Annotated in this window: 18 protein-coding genes; 13 read left to right on the top strand and 5 right to left on the bottom strand. The window is 48.3% G+C overall.

Annotated elements, in window-relative coordinates; translation table 11 throughout:
* Positions 1 to 2: 2 nt before the first annotated feature.
* Positions 3 to 176 carry a hypothetical protein gene (locus GVY42_RS16460; RefSeq protein ID WP_012726540.1) on the bottom strand — a complete coding sequence of 58 codons (174 nt, stop codon included), beginning with the start codon at positions 174 to 176 and terminating at the stop codon, positions 3 to 5.
* Between the two features lie 72 nt (positions 177 to 248).
* Between GVY42_RS16460 and rnz the strand changes: the two genes are divergently transcribed.
* Genes rnz through GVY42_RS04350 form a run of 7 tightly spaced genes read left to right on the top strand, consistent with a single transcriptional unit; the run spans position 249 to position 4,910 of the window.
* The gene (gene rnz, locus GVY42_RS04380) at positions 249 to 1,154 is read left to right on the top strand and encodes a ribonuclease Z (RefSeq protein ID WP_159562446.1); all 906 of its coding nucleotides are present in this window, start codon (positions 249 to 251) and stop codon (positions 1,152 to 1,154) included.
* Position 1,155: 1 nt separating this feature from the next.
* Positions 1,156 to 2,040, top strand: a complete 885-nt coding sequence (locus GVY42_RS04375; protein WP_159562445.1) for a hypothetical protein — start codon at positions 1,156 to 1,158, stop codon at positions 2,038 to 2,040.
* Positions 2,037 to 2,447 carry a DUF4430 domain-containing protein gene (locus GVY42_RS04370; protein ID WP_159562444.1) on the top strand — a complete coding sequence of 137 codons (411 nt, stop codon included), beginning with the start codon at positions 2,037 to 2,039 and terminating at the stop codon, positions 2,445 to 2,447. Before GVY42_RS04375 ends, GVY42_RS04370 begins: the two co-directional genes overlap by 4 nt.
* A complete protein-coding gene (locus GVY42_RS04365) occupies positions 2,398 to 3,084 on the top strand; it encodes a hypothetical protein (RefSeq protein WP_230872819.1) in 687 nt (228 codons plus the stop codon). Before GVY42_RS04370 ends, GVY42_RS04365 begins: the two co-directional genes overlap by 50 nt.
* Positions 3,062 to 4,018, top strand: a complete 957-nt coding sequence (locus GVY42_RS04360) for an ATP-binding cassette domain-containing protein (RefSeq protein ID WP_159562443.1) — start codon at positions 3,062 to 3,064, stop codon at positions 4,016 to 4,018. Before GVY42_RS04365 ends, GVY42_RS04360 begins: the two co-directional genes overlap by 23 nt.
* Entirely contained in the window at positions 3,991 to 4,536 is a 546-nt protein-coding gene (locus tag GVY42_RS04355; protein WP_159562442.1) for a hypothetical protein, read from the top strand. The genes GVY42_RS04360 and GVY42_RS04355 overlap by 28 nt, the downstream gene beginning before the upstream one ends.
* 41 nt (positions 4,537 to 4,577) lie before the next feature.
* Positions 4,578 to 4,910, top strand: a complete 333-nt coding sequence (locus GVY42_RS04350) for a hypothetical protein (protein ID WP_159562441.1) — start codon at positions 4,578 to 4,580, stop codon at positions 4,908 to 4,910.
* A 30-nt stretch (positions 4,911 to 4,940) separates the two neighbouring features.
* Here GVY42_RS04350 and GVY42_RS04345 read toward each other — a convergent pair whose 3' ends face one another.
* Positions 4,941 to 5,735 (bottom strand): SDR family oxidoreductase, encoded by a 795-nt coding sequence (locus GVY42_RS04345; RefSeq protein ID WP_159562440.1) that lies wholly within the window; start codon positions 5,733 to 5,735, stop codon positions 4,941 to 4,943.
* Positions 5,736 to 5,886: 151 nt separating this feature from the next.
* Here GVY42_RS04345 and GVY42_RS04340 point away from each other — a divergent pair, with 151 nt between their 5' ends.
* From GVY42_RS04340 to GVY42_RS04330, 3 genes are all read left to right on the top strand, one after another.
* On the top strand, positions 5,887 to 6,783 hold the full coding sequence (locus GVY42_RS04340) for a peptidase U32 family protein (RefSeq protein WP_236548984.1): 897 nt from the start codon (positions 5,887 to 5,889) through the stop codon (positions 6,781 to 6,783).
* A 9-nt stretch (positions 6,784 to 6,792) separates the two neighbouring features.
* Positions 6,793 to 8,034, top strand: a complete 1,242-nt coding sequence (locus GVY42_RS04335) for a U32 family peptidase (protein WP_159562438.1) — start codon at positions 6,793 to 6,795, stop codon at positions 8,032 to 8,034.
* A 78-nt stretch (positions 8,035 to 8,112) separates the two neighbouring features.
* Positions 8,113 to 9,510, top strand: coding sequence for an MATE family efflux transporter (locus GVY42_RS04330; RefSeq protein WP_159562437.1), 1,398 nt, complete (start codon positions 8,113 to 8,115; stop codon positions 9,508 to 9,510).
* Here the strand turns inward: GVY42_RS04330 and GVY42_RS04325 are convergent, their stop codons facing one another.
* Positions 9,511 to 10,374, bottom strand: a complete 864-nt coding sequence (locus GVY42_RS04325; protein WP_159562436.1) for a DMT family transporter — start codon at positions 10,372 to 10,374, stop codon at positions 9,511 to 9,513.
* A 199-nt stretch (positions 10,375 to 10,573) separates the two neighbouring features.
* On the opposite strand from GVY42_RS04325, the gene GVY42_RS04320 reads away from it, so the two are divergent.
* Complete coding sequence (locus tag GVY42_RS04320) at positions 10,574 to 12,700, top strand: DNA topoisomerase III (RefSeq protein WP_159562435.1); 2,127 nt, start codon at positions 10,574 to 10,576, stop codon at positions 12,698 to 12,700.
* Between the two features lie 14 nt (positions 12,701 to 12,714).
* On the opposite strand, the gene ytzI is transcribed toward GVY42_RS04320, so the two are convergent.
* Complete coding sequence (ytzI, locus tag GVY42_RS04315; RefSeq protein ID WP_074036770.1) at positions 12,715 to 12,906, bottom strand: YtzI protein; 192 nt, start codon at positions 12,904 to 12,906, stop codon at positions 12,715 to 12,717.
* 144 nt (positions 12,907 to 13,050) lie between these two features.
* Here ytzI and GVY42_RS04310 point away from each other — a divergent pair, with 144 nt between their 5' ends.
* On the top strand, positions 13,051 to 14,163 hold the full coding sequence (locus GVY42_RS04310) for a PP2C family protein-serine/threonine phosphatase (protein ID WP_074036772.1): 1,113 nt from the start codon (positions 13,051 to 13,053) through the stop codon (positions 14,161 to 14,163).
* Between the two features lie 37 nt (positions 14,164 to 14,200).
* Here the strand turns inward: GVY42_RS04310 and GVY42_RS04305 are convergent, their stop codons facing one another.
* A complete protein-coding gene (locus GVY42_RS04305; protein ID WP_012726524.1) occupies positions 14,201 to 15,136 on the bottom strand; it encodes a magnesium transporter CorA family protein in 936 nt (311 codons plus the stop codon).
* 156 nt (positions 15,137 to 15,292) lie between these two features.
* On the opposite strand from GVY42_RS04305, the gene GVY42_RS04300 reads away from it, so the two are divergent.
* Positions 15,293 to 15,655 (top strand): Hpt domain-containing protein, encoded by a 363-nt coding sequence (locus GVY42_RS04300; protein ID WP_236548983.1) that lies wholly within the window; start codon positions 15,293 to 15,295, stop codon positions 15,653 to 15,655.
* Position 15,656 lies beyond the last annotated feature (1 nt).

Here is a 15,656-nt window from a genome sequence, read left to right as displayed (position 1 = left end):
CGTTATGCTGCGAACTCCAGTGATTCTAAAATCAACTCGTCTGTGCAATGAAGTTCGATCGCTATGTCGTGAATGCGGATAGAGGTGCCTTGTTCCTGTTGGTGCAAGCGATTCATCAAAGCTGCTCGTTCTCGAATCGTCTCATAAATCGATTCGGGTTGTTCTGCCTTGGTCATCACAAATCACATCCTTTTCAGCGATTACGTCAAGTATAGCATGGACGGTTTGAAGAAAGGACTTAAATATTTATGAAGTTACAGTTTTTAGGAACTGGGTCGGGGATGCCTTCGAAACAGCGCAACGTATCAGGGCTTGCACTCGATTTATCGAACGTGACCTGGCTGATTGATTGTGGAGAGGGCACACAACATCAAATGCTCTACACGAAAATCAAACCGAGGAAAGTGACCGCGGTATGGGTGACACACCTTCATGGTGACCATGTCTTCGGATTGCCTGGATTCTTGTCGACTCGTTCGGCACTCGATGGGGCCTCGCCCTTGACCGTCTATGGACCAAAAGGATTGAAAAAATGGCTAGAAGTTACGTTGCGTGTCACGGGCTCACATTTAGGATATGAGCTGACCGTGATCGAGTACTCCGACGGGGACACATTCATACAAGACGACCATCTCGTCACTGTGCGAAAATTAGAGCATCGGTTCCCTTCATTCGGTTTCCGAATCGATGGTCCAGAAAAACCGGGCATGTTACGCGTCGACCTTGTAAAAGAACTCGGCATTCCAAGTGGACCGATTTATCGAACAATCAAAGAATCAGACCAATTTGAATTTGAAGGAAAATGGTATGACTCTAAAGAATACGTCACTGAACCGATTCCGGGAAAAATCGTAGCGATTTTAGGAGATACAATCCCGTGTGAGAACGCGCAGAAGTTGGCGGATGGAGCAGACCTCCTCGTTCACGAGGCGACGTTTATGGAGGCGGAACAAGCGCTCGCTCGGAAGTATGGTCACTCGACGACACGTGAAGCGACCGCGCTAGCGAATGCGTGCGCCGTCGGCAAGCTGATTGTGACACACATCTCAGCACGCTATGTCGGACGAGAGGAAGAATTTGTTCAAGAAGTTGTGTCGGATTTTCCATCGAGTCTTGTTGCGACGGACTTTTTAGAATATACAGTGGGGGATTGATGTGACCATTCAACTCTATGTATGGGCAGCCTTTTTAGTGATTAGCGTTCTATTAGGGATTCGATTAAATCAATTGAAAGAGCCGGAAGCGAACTTCTTTCCAAAGTTCTTATTTTATTCCCTACTTGGAATCGTGTCTTTTCCCATCGGCGGGTTTCACATTCCGATTGGCTTTCTGTTGTCATTTTTGTTCTTTCCGAAACAGAACAGCCGGTATAAATGGTACGGGGCACTGTTAGGATTCTTCTTTTTTCTCGTCTTGCTTTTTGTCCCATTGTTCGACCAGTCCGGCTTTCGTTCCGAGTCGCAACAAATCGGCGCCGTTTCGGTCACGGATGAATCGTTTGATGACATGACCGAAAAATTGTTACAACGAATCAATAGTGAATCGATCAAATTAGATCGCGGGAAACTACAGATCGACCGAGAAGGGAACGTTCAATCCATTGAGTATTTACTCATGGTGGAGCGAGCCGAGTCGTTCCAACAGATTCGTGTAACATACGGCTCAGGACAACTTTCGTATGAACAAGTGGATGAACTGCGTAAAGAATCTGGACAGGCCTTTTTTGAAAAGCTCGTCGAATTCGACCACATGCTGTCGACATTACGAGGTCCTTCATGGGAGGAGTATACTGACGTCGTTTCTGCCCCAGTGTTACAACTTTCCTATGATGGGCTGTATGATATGTACACGTTCGAAAACGAATCGATGCTCATGATCAATCGGGACAATGAACTGGTCAAGTTCTGGCTCCAGCGCGAACCAGTCCTCGCAAACAGCATCCAACTCGTCGGACTGACACGGGAAGGACGAAGTTCAGGCGAACGTTTTGCGATACTATATAATTATTCGATACATCAACGAGAGGATTTGACAGAATGATCAAACCGTATTTGAGTATTTCCCTATTAGCGACCGCACTTCTTGTCGGATGTGGCGGAGAAGAAACACAACAAGAGACCTGCGATGTAAGTCCAACCATTTCCGTATACAATGCGGCGACGGAGGAGACGCTCTATCAAGAGAAGAGTGTTTGTCTTGAAGAGGATGCGACCGTGCTCGACGCATTAAAAGCGACAGGGCTTGATCTAGAAGTGACAGGAAGCGGAGACATGTCGTACGTGACGGCAATCGAAGGCATCGAAGAAAAATCAGAAGGACAATCGTCAGGCTGGGTATTTGCTTTTAATGGCGCGCCCGGAGATGAAGGGGCCGGTGCTAAAGAAGTAGAATCGACGGATGTCATTCAGTGGCGGTTTGAAGAAGATGCGATTGCTTTCTTCGAATGAGGCAGATTGGGAGCGGCGACATCCTGTCACGCTCCTTTTCTTTCTATTTAGTCATCTATTCATTCTGACGTATATCCATGATGTCACAGTATTTGTCATCGGCCTTGTTCTTTTGCTCATGCTTGAACGTCGGTTTCCATGGACGATGCTCATCGTATTGATTGCGTTTGCTCTCGTCTCGGTCTTCCCTGCATTGTTTGGATGGGAGTTATCGCTCACTTACATATGGCGTCAGCTATTGAAGTTGGCTACTTTCTTACTTGGCATGCTGTGGATTTCTCGGATTGTTCGATTGGAACGATTGCTCCCACTTCTCTATAAATGGCCCCGTTCAACTTCCCTCTTGTACGGGGCGTGGGCACTTATTCCTTCGATGGAACGAGCGGTACGTCAGTCGCTCAGAAGTCACCCCAAAAAAGCGTGGCAAGAAGCAATCGAGATTGGCATTAATAGCCAAAGGCATGAGCCACGATTTGCGGTCGAGCCGATGCGTCGATTCCGATTTGAGGATGTTCTCCAACTCTTTATGATTGGCTTGATTGGCTACGTATCACTCGAGTGGACCATCATCCCATGGCTCATCTATCCATACGTCACAAAAGGAGGTGTTCGTGATGCAATGGCTTTCTACCGTTGACGGGTCGCTCGAGGCATATATCGAGCGGTATCGTCCTCGAGTCATCAGAATGAATCAACCATTCTCAGGAAAAGTTGGTCATTTATTATCCCGTGTTGATTCGCTTCGGGGGGCGGAACTCGCCTCACTTTTACAAATCGATGCCCTGTATCCAAAAGCGTTTGACGCCTGTTCAAGCGGTGAGCAACAGATTGTACAAGTCGCTTATGCTCTATTAGATCAGCCCGAAGCAATTGTACTTATCGAACCGTTCCGCCACCTCGATCAATTCCGTAGAGAACATCTAGAGATGCTACTTCGTCGTACTTCTGATCTTGGTGTTCGGATTGGTTATACGGAACGGGCGCAAGAATCGTCTGAAGATATGAAAATTACTTTCCGACAATCGGAGACGATACCAAGAATTGATGCGACCGATGTATCCTATCGTCATCCGCTTCAGGCGACTTATGCTATTGAAGAAGTGACGGTCCAAATGAATGAACCGGGCCTCACCGTCTGTATCGGGACGAACGGAAGTGGAAAATCGACGTTGCTCGAACTTTTAGCAAGGAGCAGACGCCCTCTTCGTGGACGGGTGAAGCGGGGGGAGCGAGCTGCTTATCTTCCTGCCGAAACGGAATACGGTCCGTTTCCGAAAGAATCGAACCGGAGGATTGCTCAACTACAAGCCGTCCTGAACGACTCGGCAAGCGTCCTTTTGCTCGATGAACCGACGGTGGATTTAACGAATGGGGAACGTACGGCGTTCCTTGAAGCGCTCTTGAAAAAGTCCGAATCAGCACGCGTGCTTTGTGCGACACATGATTTGGCGTTAGTCGACCAAGCGACGGACGTGATTTACCTTGCGAGTGGTCGCGTGGTCTTTCAAGGAGAACGGTCACTCTTTCAAGAACGGAGTACGCTATGGTCACATACGTCCTCGCCATTCTGATTGCCATCCTGGTGCTGTATCGATTTGAGAAATCCGATCTCCCGGTTCAACCGCTCGTGCAGCTCTTGGCACTCGCAGTCATCGGTCGCTGGCTTTTCATGACGATTCCGAACGTACAACCGACGACAGCCATTTTGATGCTGACGGCACTATGTATTGGATTGAATGCTGCGGCGGTCCTTGCGCTCTTCGTACCCATCTTGTCAGGTCTGTTGCTCGGGATCGGACCGTTCGTCTTCTATCAATTTTTAGGCTGGCTCCTTATCGTAACGCTCGTCAGCAGTTTTAGACCGTTATGGATGAAGTCGAACATCCTTTTTCTTCTGTTTGGTTTTTTGTCCGGATTTATATATGGATGGACGACCAATCTAGCGTTCTTCGAAGTGATTGGAGCTGATTTTTGGAAGCTACTTCTACTCAGCGTCCCGTTTGACTTGGCACATGGGCTATCGAACGTCGTTTTCCTCTTTTTAATCCGTCCCTTGTTCGAGCGCATATTCCTTCGTCAACTCGGGTAAATATACAATAGTCATATCATTTTGAGTGAGGTGAACGACGGATGGGTGCATATATCAATCTCACAGAAGTCGGCATGTTTCTACTCGTAGGACTATTGTTTATCTTATTAAACCTGATTCTATTGGCAAAACGTTACACGAGAGCCCGTTTTGCCATGATCAGCATCCTTGCGGCGAGCGTGTGGCCAGCAATCATGATTGTGCTTTCCGTGGAACAACTGAGCATCATGGACCAGCTCACGTCAGGAGACCTGACGCTCGATGCCGTCATGGCGTGGGGAGTCGTCATCGCTACAGCGCTGATGACTATGATTCCGGCAGGTGTATTTCTACACCGGCTTGTGAACGTCTCTCGCTTACACTCTGAACCATAAAAGGAGCGACCCGATGCGGTCGCTCCTTTTTCATGTGGTCGATTCAGCAGGTGTTCCATCAGCCGGTTTTTGGACGCGACGTAATACTTCGAGACTGAGAGCTCGTGGCATCAATTTGGCGACCCCGACCAATAACTGATTAGAGAGTCCAGGGATGACCACACGCTTGTTATTCATCACCCCTTTGTATCCGAAGAAGGCGACGAGATGAGATGGCATTTTCGAGAATGACAATTCACTCCCGGCACGATTAAAGAAGTTCGTATCCGTCGGGCCAGGGCATAACACACTCACATGCACGCCACTACCTTTCACCTCGGCATGAATCGCTTCAGTGAATGAGAGGACATAGGCTTTTGTCGCGTAATAGACGGCCATATATGGACCAGGTTGGAAGGCAGCGACGGATGCAACGTTCAACACATATCCGTGGTCACGTTCGAGCATGCCAGGCAAATAGGCTTTCGTCAGTTCGGTCAACGTATTGACGTTCAATCGGACCTCGTCGGCTTCCGTCTCAGCATCAAGGTCGGCGAACGCGCCGGACGTGCCAAACCCAGCATTGTTAATTAAAAAGTCGACAGTGAGGCCAGCTTCGGCAATCATCGTCGTCAATCGGACTGCTGCGCCATGTTTTGCCAAATCTAGAGCAAAGACATGTACGTTGATGCGATAACGTGTCTCAAGTACTTTTTTTAGTTCATGCAATCGTGGTTCGTTCCGAGATACTAAAATACAGTCGTAGCCGTCGCGAGCGGCGAGTACGGCCAAGTCTAGACCGATGCCCATCGAGGCGCCGGTGATTAAAGCTGTCTTTGACAACATGATCCACTCCTTTGATGAAAAGTCATACATTGTTACTGAATTCTTCACGAGTTGTTAAAATCCTGCTCCGTTCGCACATTGAAACATATGCTAAAGTATAGCAAGAAAATGTGATTAGACTCACAAAGTAGGGAGTAGAACAAATATGATGATTCAGCTCGTCACTACGGCGCAAAGCGTTGATCAGGCAGAAGCGTTAATCAAAGCCGGCGCGGACCGACTATATATCGGAAATTCAAGGTTTGGGTTGAGACAAAAAGGTGACTGGACAATCGATGCTGTGAGAGAAGTCACACAACTTGCCCATCGGTATGGGAAAGAAGTGACGGTAGCCGTCAACAACCTGATGCACAATGACCACATTGAAGAGTTAAAAGATTATTTGCAAACGCTGAAAACGATAGGAGTCGATGATGTCACCGCTGGAGACCCCGGCGCCATTCGCTTGATTCGACAGGCAAAGATTCCGTATTGGTATGATGCCCAAACGCTCGTCACATCCGCCAAACAGATCCAATTTTGGGGGAAACGCGAAGCGATTGGAGCGGTCGTCGCCCGCGAAGTGACAATCGAAGAACTCGTCTTGATCCAGCAGCAAATCGGACTTCCTGTTGAAGTACAAGTATATGGTCCGACATGCATCCATCACTCTAAACGCCCACTCGTGACGAATTACTTTAACGAACTCGGAAGACCGGTTGAAGAAGCAAAACAACGCGAATTTTATATGAGCGAACCGGCAGATACGACCAGTCGTTATCCCATCTATGAGGACGAGAACGGCACCCATATTTTCTCTGAGGATTTGACGCTCATGGGTCAGCTTCCGACGTTAGTCAAAAATGGACTTCACACGTGGAAGCTAGACGGATGGCACGCCGGGGACCAGTTTGTTGAAATCGTTCAGTTGTTTACTTATGCTCGGACGAATTTGTTGAACGGTCGATTTGATCGCATGGAGATGGAACAACGTCTTCATGAGCTACAACCGGAAGCGTTCCGTCTCGGTACGGGATTATGGTTACGCAAGCCAGAAGAGATTAAGTGAGGGATCAAGATGAAACGACGTCCAGAATTATTAGCGCCAGCAGGAAACTTAGAGAAATTAAAGATGGCCATCCATTATGGTGCCGATGCGGTCTATATCGGCGGACAGCAATTCGGGTTACGTTCACGTGCCGGTAATTTCAGTTATGACGAGATGCGTGAAGGGGTAGCCTTCGCACATGCAAACGGTGCGAAAGTATACGTCGCTGCGAACATGGTGACGCATGAAGGCGATATTGAGGGGGCAGGTGACTTTTTCCGAACACTTCGAGATATCGGGATCGACGCGGTCATCGTCTCGGATCCAGCGATGATTGAAACGTGTCTCACGGAAGCAGAAGGGTTGCCCGTCCATTTGTCGACCCAAGCTTCGGCGACAAACTACGAGACCCTTCGTTTCTGGAAGGAAGAAGGACTCGAACGAATCGTCTTGGCTCGTGAGGTATCGATGGATGAAATCATTAAAATGAAACAGGAAGTCGATGTCGAAATTGAGACGTTCGTCCATGGGGCGATGTGTATCTCGTATTCCGGTCGATGCACGTTATCAAATCACATGACATTACGAGATGCCAACCGTGGGGGATGTGCCCAATCATGCCGCTGGAAATATGGTTTCTTTGAAGAGGGTGATCTTCTGACAGAAGAGATGGAAGCGCGTGACGAAGAGCCGTTCTCGATGAGTTCAGTTGATTTATCGATGGTCCGCCACATTCCTGACTTGGTGGAGGCAGGAGTCGATAGTTTGAAGATTGAGGGACGAATGAAATCGATTCATTACGTCGCGACGGTGTGTAACGTCTATCGTAAAGTGATTGATGCGTACTGTGAAGATCCAGAGCATTTCGTCTTCGACCCTGCATGGGAAGAAGAAATTTGGAAAGCGGCCCAACGTGAACTCGCGACCGGGTTCTATTACGGGATCCCGACTGAAAAAGAGCAATTGTTCGGGAAACCTCGTTCGATTCCGCAATTTGCGTTTGCGGCTCGTGTCATCTCATACGACCCTGTGACGGGTATGGCAACGCTCGAACAGCGGAATCACTTTTCAATCGGTGAAGAGGTTGAATTTTTCGGACCCGGATTTGTTCGTTTTTCACAAGTCATTGATACGATGGAGGATGTGGACGGTCACCTCCTCGTGTCTGCTAACCAAGCGATGATGACAATTCGTGTAAAAGTGGATCGGCCGGTCGCGACCGATTACATTATGCGTAAGCGAAAAGGTGTGCGTGCTCGTTCGCTCGTTTGACACATCCACCGAGCCAACATAGTCGCCCGTTCCGTTCAATCCTGCTACCCTAAGAAGTAGAGACGGAGGGATGGAAGAATGAACCAAAATACGGAGCAATTACGGACTGAGCCCATCGGCAGACTCCTCTTCAAGTTATCGCTTCCGGCGATGATTGGGATGCTCGTGACGGCGCTCTACAATATCATTGATACGATTTTTGTCGCCCGAGGGATCGGTGCATCGGCAGTCGCTGCCATCGGGATTGCGTTTCCGATTCAGATGATTTTAATGGCCGTGTCGAGTGCCGTTGGTCTAGGTGGGGCGTCTATCAGTTCGAGGAAGCTTGGACGCGGTGACGATGCCGGTGCAGCCGTTACATTCTTGAACGTACTTGTCCTCGTCGGTCTGTTTGCGGCACTTGCGGTCAGTTCTGCTTTCTTTATGTTAGATGAAATTTTGAAAGTGTTCGGTGCGACGACTGAAATCATGGATCTCAGCCGACAGTACTTATCAGTTGTCTTGATCAGTTCACCATTCTTCATGTTCACACTCGCTTCGAGTGCGATGGTTCGTGCTGAAGGACAGGCACCTTATCAAATGAAGGTCATGCTGACGACCGTTCTCGTCAACCTCGTGACGACCCCGCTCTTCATTTTCACGTTCGACTGGGGCATGTACGGGGCAGCGACTTCGACGGCACTCGCCCAAGTCATCGGTTCCGTATTGATGCTGCGCTTCTTCTTCGCCCGAAAACCAAAAACGGAACTGCGCTTCAAGTGGCGTCAGTTCCGGATTCGATTCGATGAGATAAAAGAAATCATGGCAATCGGTTCGTCTTCGTTCATCATGATGGTGTCCCAATCCATTTTATTCGTTGGTGTCAACGTGATGCTCGGTACGTACGGCGGGACCGAAGAATTGGCCATTTTCGCCATTATCAACAAGTTCATGGCGCTCGTCGGTATGCCAATCATGGGAATCGTCCAAGGGATGCAACCAATCGTAGGATATAACTACGGCGCAGAGCGATTCGACCGAATGCGTGAAACCATTTGGACGGCGATGCGTGCCGGGATTGCGATTGCTGTCATCATTTGGTTGATTCTACAGCTTTTCCCGCAAACGCTCATGGGCTGGTTCTCGACGGATGAGGCGCTCATTGCTGGAGGTGTGACGGCGATTCACATTCTGTTCGCCGTTTCTTTCCTTCCGAGTGTGCAGATGCTCGTCAATGGAATCTATCAGTCCCTCGGGAAAGCGCGAGTCGCCATGTTCTTGTCCCTGTCACGTCAGACGCTTTACACGATACCGCTCGTCTTCATTCTCCCATCGTTCCTCGGGGTGTTCGGCGTCTGGTTGGCATTCCCAATCGCTGATGCGATGACATTTTTGACGGCAGTCGCCCTGGCATTCTGGGACCGTAAATTATTGTTCCGTCCTTCAGAAGAAGATAAAGAAGCACATGATGTAAATCCGAAAGCGACAAACTTATAATCAAACGTCCGCTCGTGTCGAGCGGGCGTCTTCTTTTAGGAACAAGTATATCCCACCGAGGAGGACGACGGCTCCGATCCATTGGAACGGTCCAAGTCGCTCTCCGAAGAAGGCGTATCCAAACAGCATTCCCCACAACGCCTCTCCAAGAATCGTGATACTGACGACGGTCGCACTGACACGGGCAAGCGCATAGTTGAACAGGTTGTGCCCGAGGATTGTCGGGAAGAAAGCGAGCGCGAGGAAGTACCACCAGTTGATGGATTCAAAGGCAGTGAATGTCGTGCCGCGAACGAGCAACATGAAGCAAAGCACGACCGTCGCAACGAGATATACGCTAAAAGAATATGTATTCGTGTTCATCGAAGCTCGTACATGCTGTCCAACGAGCCAATACCCTGCAATCAATAGGGCGGCAATCAAGGCGAGTAGGTCTCCGAAGAGGGCTTCACGGCCGAGTTGAATGTCCCCTGCAGCAACGAGCATGCCCCCGAGGACAGCGACGAGCGCGAAGGCAAGTCCTTTTCGAGTCGGATTCTTTTTAAAGATGAGTGCATTCCCGATCAACACAAAAATTGGACTCGACGTGACAAATAGTGTGGAGCTGGCAACCGTCGTGTAATCGAGTGACAAAAACCAAAGCCAAAAGTGAAACGCCAGTAACGTTCCGCTAAGGAGTAGAGCGTAGCGAGTCATGAGGCGCGTGGTGATGAGTGATTTGAAATCGACAAACGGTAACAACATGAGACACGTGAACAGCATACGGTAAAATGCGGCAGTCTCGGCAGGTGCCGACGTCCATTTGACGAAGAGGACACTCGTCGATAAGAAAAAGACAGCAGCGAACAAGATGAGATAAGACATGGCGACACTCCTTCACAGTTGTACTTCTCTGTTAATAATATCGGAAAACAGCCACGAGGCAAGACACGATTCAAAAATAGCAAACAAATGCTCCCCTCTCGATGTGTCCATCTTTGACTTGATATAGTAAAATACATAGTAGAAGCTAGCTAATCATGTACGTCTTGCCATTATGTAGGAGGCAAAGTAAGGAGTTCTTATGAGACTAATCATTGCGGAAAAGCCATCACAAGCTCAAAAGTTGGCTGCTCCCTACCCATCAAAAAAGCGAAAAGACGAGATTGAAATCTCACCTTGTCCCCGTTTCCCGGAAGGGGCGATTGTTGTATGGGCGGTCGGTCACCTTTGTGAACTTCAAGAACCGTCGCACTATCGACCGGAATGGAAGTCGTGGAAGTACGATTCACTTCCGATTGTCCCAGAACGATTTGATTATCGTATTTCAAAAGGGAAGTCGAAACCGTTCTATGCCATCAAAAAATGGCTCCATGATCGCTCGATTACTGATGTCATCATCGCATCGGATGCCGAAAGGGAAGGGGAAGCAATCGTTCGTCTGATCCTCCGACTCGCAGGTAACAAAAAACCGCTTGCTCGACTATGGATCTCGAGTTTGACGGAGCAAGCAGTCGATCGTGGATTCTCGCAACTGTTGCCAGGTGAACAGACGATTCCATACTACCATGAGGCGATGAGCCGCGCCTGTGCGGACTGGCTCGTTGGGATGAATGCGTCTCGTGCCTATACGACGTTGTTGAAGACGATTGGGATTGAAGACGTATTCTCGCTCGGTCGTGTGCAAACCCCGACTCTTGCCTTAATCGTCAATCGCGAACGAGAAATCAAACAATTCGTGCCAGAACCATACTTCGAAGTCGAGGCGACACTTGCAAAAGGTCGAGGCACGTTCAAAGCGAAGTACACGTTTGGAAAGACAACAAAGCTCAAAACGCGTGAGGAAGCTGATGCGGTCGTCAAACGCGCATCTGGAACTACGATTGTGAAGACAATCAACAAAGAAGAAAAAATTGAGCAACCGCCATTTTGGTTCAGTCTATCCGGATTACAAGCGGAGGCAGGGAAACGCTTCGGATTCGGAGCGAAAAAGACACTTGATATCGCTCAAAAGTTATATACGAAAGGGTGGATTAGTTACCCTCGGACCGATTCGGGATTTGTCACACCAGATGAGGCAACGCTATTTCCACAGACAAAGGCAAGACTGCTAAAGTCCGAAGCCTATGCCGGACTTCGTGACCTTTTGACTGAGGACCCGTCGAAAAATCGACGCTATGTCAATGCCAAGAAAGTCAGTGACCACTACGCAATCATCCCGACGGAGGCATGTGGTGACATCACTCGACTCGGTGGGGATGATGCGAAACTGTATGATTTGATCAATCGACGCTTCCTTGCGGCCTTTGCACCCGCAGCGATGCTCGAGAAGACAACGGTTGATTTGATTGATGGAAGCGACTTGTATCGAGCAAAAGGAACCGTCGTTGTGAGTCCTGGCTATCGACAAGTCGTTGAGATGAAATCAAAAGATGTCGAGCTTCCGGCGATGATGGTCGGTGAAGAATTAAAAGAGAAGAAAGTTGAAGTGTTGTCGAAACAGACAGAGCCACCGAAGCGATATACGGAGGGCGCACTCATTATGGCGATGAAAGTCGCCGGGAAACAACTCGATGACGAAGAGCTGATTCATATCATGAAAGAAGTAGAGGGTCTTGGGACTGAGGCTACACGTGCCAACATCATCGATGGATTGAAGAAGCGAGGCTATGTCCAACTTCAGAAAAAAGAGCTCGTTCCAACAGACAAAGGGCGCCTGCTGATTGATGTCCTCGGAGACAGTATTTTGGCATCACCCGCCATGACGGCAAAATGGGAGAAGCGACTCCATGAGATCGGTCAAGCATCGGCATCCGCTGCTGAATTCATTGAACAAGCGAAGAAGATGTCCGTTCATTTGGTCGAAGAAGCGAAATCGCGAGTAGAGGCGGCTAATCCAGAGGGCTATACGATTGAGGCGAAACGTTATGGCAAGAAAGGAACGACTCGACCGAAGGTATCATTTGGTGTCTGTCCGAATTGTGGGAAAGGGCTTGTCGAACATCCAAAGTTCATCGGGTGCAGCGGTTATCGGGAAGGATGTCGCTTCACCGTCTCCAAACAAGTGCTTGGCGTCGGACTCGTCAAAGATGAGTTGAAGCAAATGATCAATGGCGGGCAGTCGAACGTCCATACGTTCAAAAAGGGAGACAAGACATTCAATGCCTCATTGTATTTAGAAAAAGGTACACTTCGATTTGAATTCAAATAAAAAAGGGTCGCGCATTAGAGCGGCCCTTCTGTCTGGTCAGTCTTTTCTCTCTTCTTGTCATCTTCAATGCGACGATTGATTTCGTCATAGTCGAGCACGATGTCGTCTTTATTGTCTTTATAGGCGTATCCTTTTTGGATGACGACGATGGATGCGATGAGGACGAGTAAAATAATTAAACCGCTTACGGCGAATATCCAGGCCATATGAACCCCTCACTTTCTCTCTTTAGTATGCCAAACAGTGGACAGGTTCTTCAACTAGAATGAATAGACGGTTATGTCGTGTGCGAGTGAAAAGATATGGTACAATACGATATAGATTACTACGTAGAGAAGGAAGGGATAGTCATGGCGATTTTGATTGTGGATGATGAACCGGTCAATACGCTCGTACTTGAGCAACTGCTTCACCAGCACGACTATGAGACGGTATCGGTCTCGAGTGGGGAAGAAGCGCTCGATTTACTGATGGCCCCACAAGCCGCATCGCTGTATGATCTCGTCCTGTTGGATGTCGAGATGCCTGGGATTTCAGGAATCGAGACGTGCAAACGGATTCGGCAGATGGCTGACTTTGAAGAGTTGCCGGTCATCATGGTTTCCGGACGAACGGAAGAGAAGCAGATTGCCGAGGGACTCGATGCGGAGGCGTCAGATTACACGACCAAACCAATCAAAATAACAGAATTACTCGCACGAATCCGTTCTGCCCTCCGTTATAAGGCGGCTGTTGATGAACGGAAAATTTATGAGGCCCGTCTTCAGTATGATTTGGACCTTGCCCAAAAGATTCAACAGAGTGCGCTTACGCCACCAATCAGTAATGAAGAGATTGATGTTCGTGCGCTCTATCTGCCTTCTAAAAAACTAGCCGGAGACATGTACGCGTGGTTTCAGGTCGCACCGGACCGATACGGGGTCATCATCTTTGATGTCATGGGACATGGGGTCTCATCGGCGCTCATCACGATGGGAATCCGTTCAATCCTACCTGGGCTTGTCGGGAACGTGCAATATCCGGTAGACGTCATGACGGAGTTGAACCGTCAGATGACGTTCCTCTTCTCGGGTGACGATATGCACAGCTACTTCACGGCGGTCTATTGCTACATCGACACGACAAAACGTCGAATCGAATATGTGAATGCGGGTCATCCGCCTGTCATCGTGACGTCAGAAGAAGGAAACTGTCGTCTTGAGACGACAGGGGTACCAGTCGGTATGTTCGAGGAACCGAATTATGAATCCAAAGAGATTGACATCACACCGAATATGACGCTTCACATGTATACGGATGGACTCATGGAGTGTTACAGCAAAGATATCGATGATGGGATTCGATGGCTAGAAAAGGACGTTTCCACATATGGTCTGGACTATAGTCGTCACGTCGCTGAACAGCTTGTGCCAAAGATTGAAATTGAAGACGACCTATGTCTCGTCACGGTCAAAATCACATGAAAAGAGCCTGACGCAACGTGCGTCAGGCTCTTTTTTGCTAGAAATATCGCTTTCGCCAAAGGATATAGAAGGCGAGACCGGAAAATCCAATCATCATCGTGATGGCCATGATGAATCCGAACGGTTGTCCTTCCCATGGAACTTGAACGTTCATCCCAAAAATTCCAGATATCATTGTCGGGATGCTGAGGACAATCGTGATGGATGCCAAGAATTTCATGACGAAGTTAACATTGTTCGAAATGATGGATCCGAATGCTTCCATCTTGATGCTGATGATGTCGTTATAAATCGATGCCATTTCCATCGCTTGTCGGTGTTCGACAAAAACGTCTTCGAGTAGTTCTTCGTCCTCTTCATGCTTCTCCAAACTCGGTGTCTTGACGATTCGGTCCAAGACGCTATCATTCGCTTTTAACGAAGTCATGAAGTAGACGAGAGATTTTTGAAGGTTCATCAACTGGAAAATCTCTTGGTTTCGCATGGAACGCTGCAACTCTTGCTCGAGTTCGTCCATTCTTCGGTCGATTTGACGCAAGAAGCGCAAATACGTCATGCTCACACGATGTAAAATCTGAAAGACGAAGCGACTACGATAGTTTGTTCGGAACAGTCTTGCCTTCCCGTTAGCGAACAAATTCAACACGTCGAGATCTCGCGAGCAGACGGTAATGAAATGTCGTCCGGTCACGATGATACCGAGAGGGATCGTATTATACGTGCGACCTGTATCATCTTCCTCCACATACGGAACGTCGATGATCATGAGAAGTCCTTCATCATCTTTTTCAAAACGTGGTTTCTCTTCGATATCAAGTGGGTCATATACAAAGTCTTCTGGAATGCCGGACGCCTCGATGACTTGATCGGCCTCATCTTTTGTCGGGTTCACGAGTTGGATCCAGCTTCCTTTATCAAAGTCTTCGATTTCATCCACATGGCCTGATGCGTCAGTACGGTAAATCGTCAGCATGCATCTTCCTCCTACCTTAACTCAATCTTATTATAGGTAGCCAAAATGAAGAGTGCAATCCAAAGCAGGAGTTTTTTTGTTTTCTCTCGAAAACGTGTTACAGTGAGAGGGAACGATTGGAATATCGTTTATTGAGGAGGGGTTATATTGACTAGAATGCCCGAAGACGCTCTGTTCAATGAAGAAAAACTAGCAGAGCTCCACCAAATCGCAAACGGAAACATTGAGTTCTTAAATAAAATTGCAACCACATATATCCAGCAGTTCGAGGCGAAGTATCCTGAACTTCAATCGGCAGTCGAGTCGAAAGATTATTCTCGCGTCGAGCAACTCGCCCATTTATTGAAAGGGGCCTCCTATTCAGTTGGTCTAGAACAGACGGCGCTTCTTTTCCACGACCTTGAAGTGGCTGGAGAAAATGCACATCTAGATGGAGCGACCGAAACATTGGCAACCATCGAATCGCATAGTAATCGATTTTTAACCGAATGGAATACGCATTTTGAACAATTCACATAAA

Origin of the sequence: Exiguobacterium sp. 8A (assembly GCF_902506275.1) — a bacterium.
In the GTDB taxonomy this organism is placed as follows: domain Bacteria; phylum Bacillota; class Bacilli; order Exiguobacteriales; family Exiguobacteriaceae; genus Exiguobacterium; species Exiguobacterium profundum.
The sequence above is the reverse complement of the archived record's forward strand: the minus strand, read 5'-3'. Positions and strand labels throughout refer to the sequence as shown.

What these genes read in the sequence shown, in the direction of transcription:
- rnz (WP_159562446.1), top strand. Translation starts at nt 249, where the DNA reads ATGAAGTTACAGTTTTTAGGAACTGGGTCGGGGATGCCTTCGAAACAG.
- GVY42_RS04320 (WP_159562435.1), top strand. Translation starts at nt 10,574, where the DNA reads ATGAGACTAATCATTGCGGAAAAGCCATCACAAGCTCAAAAGTTGGCT.
- GVY42_RS04310 (WP_074036772.1), top strand. Translation starts at nt 13,051, where the DNA reads ATGGCGATTTTGATTGTGGATGATGAACCGGTCAATACGCTCGTACTT.
- GVY42_RS04370 (WP_159562444.1), top strand. Translation starts at nt 2,037, where the DNA reads ATGATCAAACCGTATTTGAGTATTTCCCTATTAGCGACCGCACTTCTT.
- GVY42_RS04365 (WP_230872819.1), top strand. Translation starts at nt 2,398, where the DNA reads ATGTCATTCAGTGGCGGTTTGAAGAAGATGCGATTGCTTTCTTCGAAT.
- GVY42_RS04355 (WP_159562442.1), top strand. Translation starts at nt 3,991, where the DNA reads ATGGTCACATACGTCCTCGCCATTCTGATTGCCATCCTGGTGCTGTAT.
- GVY42_RS04325 (WP_159562436.1), bottom strand. Translation starts at nt 10,374, where the DNA reads ATGTCTTATCTCATCTTGTTCGCTGCTGTCTTTTTCTTATCGACGAGT.
- GVY42_RS04360 (WP_159562443.1), top strand. Translation starts at nt 3,062, where the DNA reads ATGCAATGGCTTTCTACCGTTGACGGGTCGCTCGAGGCATATATCGAG.
- GVY42_RS04300 (WP_236548983.1), top strand. Translation starts at nt 15,293, where the DNA reads ATGCCCGAAGACGCTCTGTTCAATGAAGAAAAACTAGCAGAGCTCCAC.
- GVY42_RS16460 (WP_012726540.1), bottom strand. Translation starts at nt 176, where the DNA reads ATGACCAAGGCAGAACAACCCGAATCGATTTATGAGACGATTCGAGAA.
- ytzI (WP_074036770.1), bottom strand. Translation starts at nt 12,906, where the DNA reads ATGGCCTGGATATTCGCCGTAAGCGGTTTAATTATTTTACTCGTCCTC.
- GVY42_RS04335 (WP_159562438.1), top strand. Translation starts at nt 6,793, where the DNA reads ATGAAACGACGTCCAGAATTATTAGCGCCAGCAGGAAACTTAGAGAAA.
- GVY42_RS04305 (WP_012726524.1), bottom strand. Translation starts at nt 15,136, where the DNA reads ATGCTGACGATTTACCGTACTGACGCATCAGGCCATGTGGATGAAATC.
- GVY42_RS04330 (WP_159562437.1), top strand. Translation starts at nt 8,113, where the DNA reads ATGAACCAAAATACGGAGCAATTACGGACTGAGCCCATCGGCAGACTC.
- GVY42_RS04350 (WP_159562441.1), top strand. Translation starts at nt 4,578, where the DNA reads ATGGGTGCATATATCAATCTCACAGAAGTCGGCATGTTTCTACTCGTA.
- GVY42_RS04345 (WP_159562440.1), bottom strand. Translation starts at nt 5,735, where the DNA reads ATGTTGTCAAAGACAGCTTTAATCACCGGCGCCTCGATGGGCATCGGT.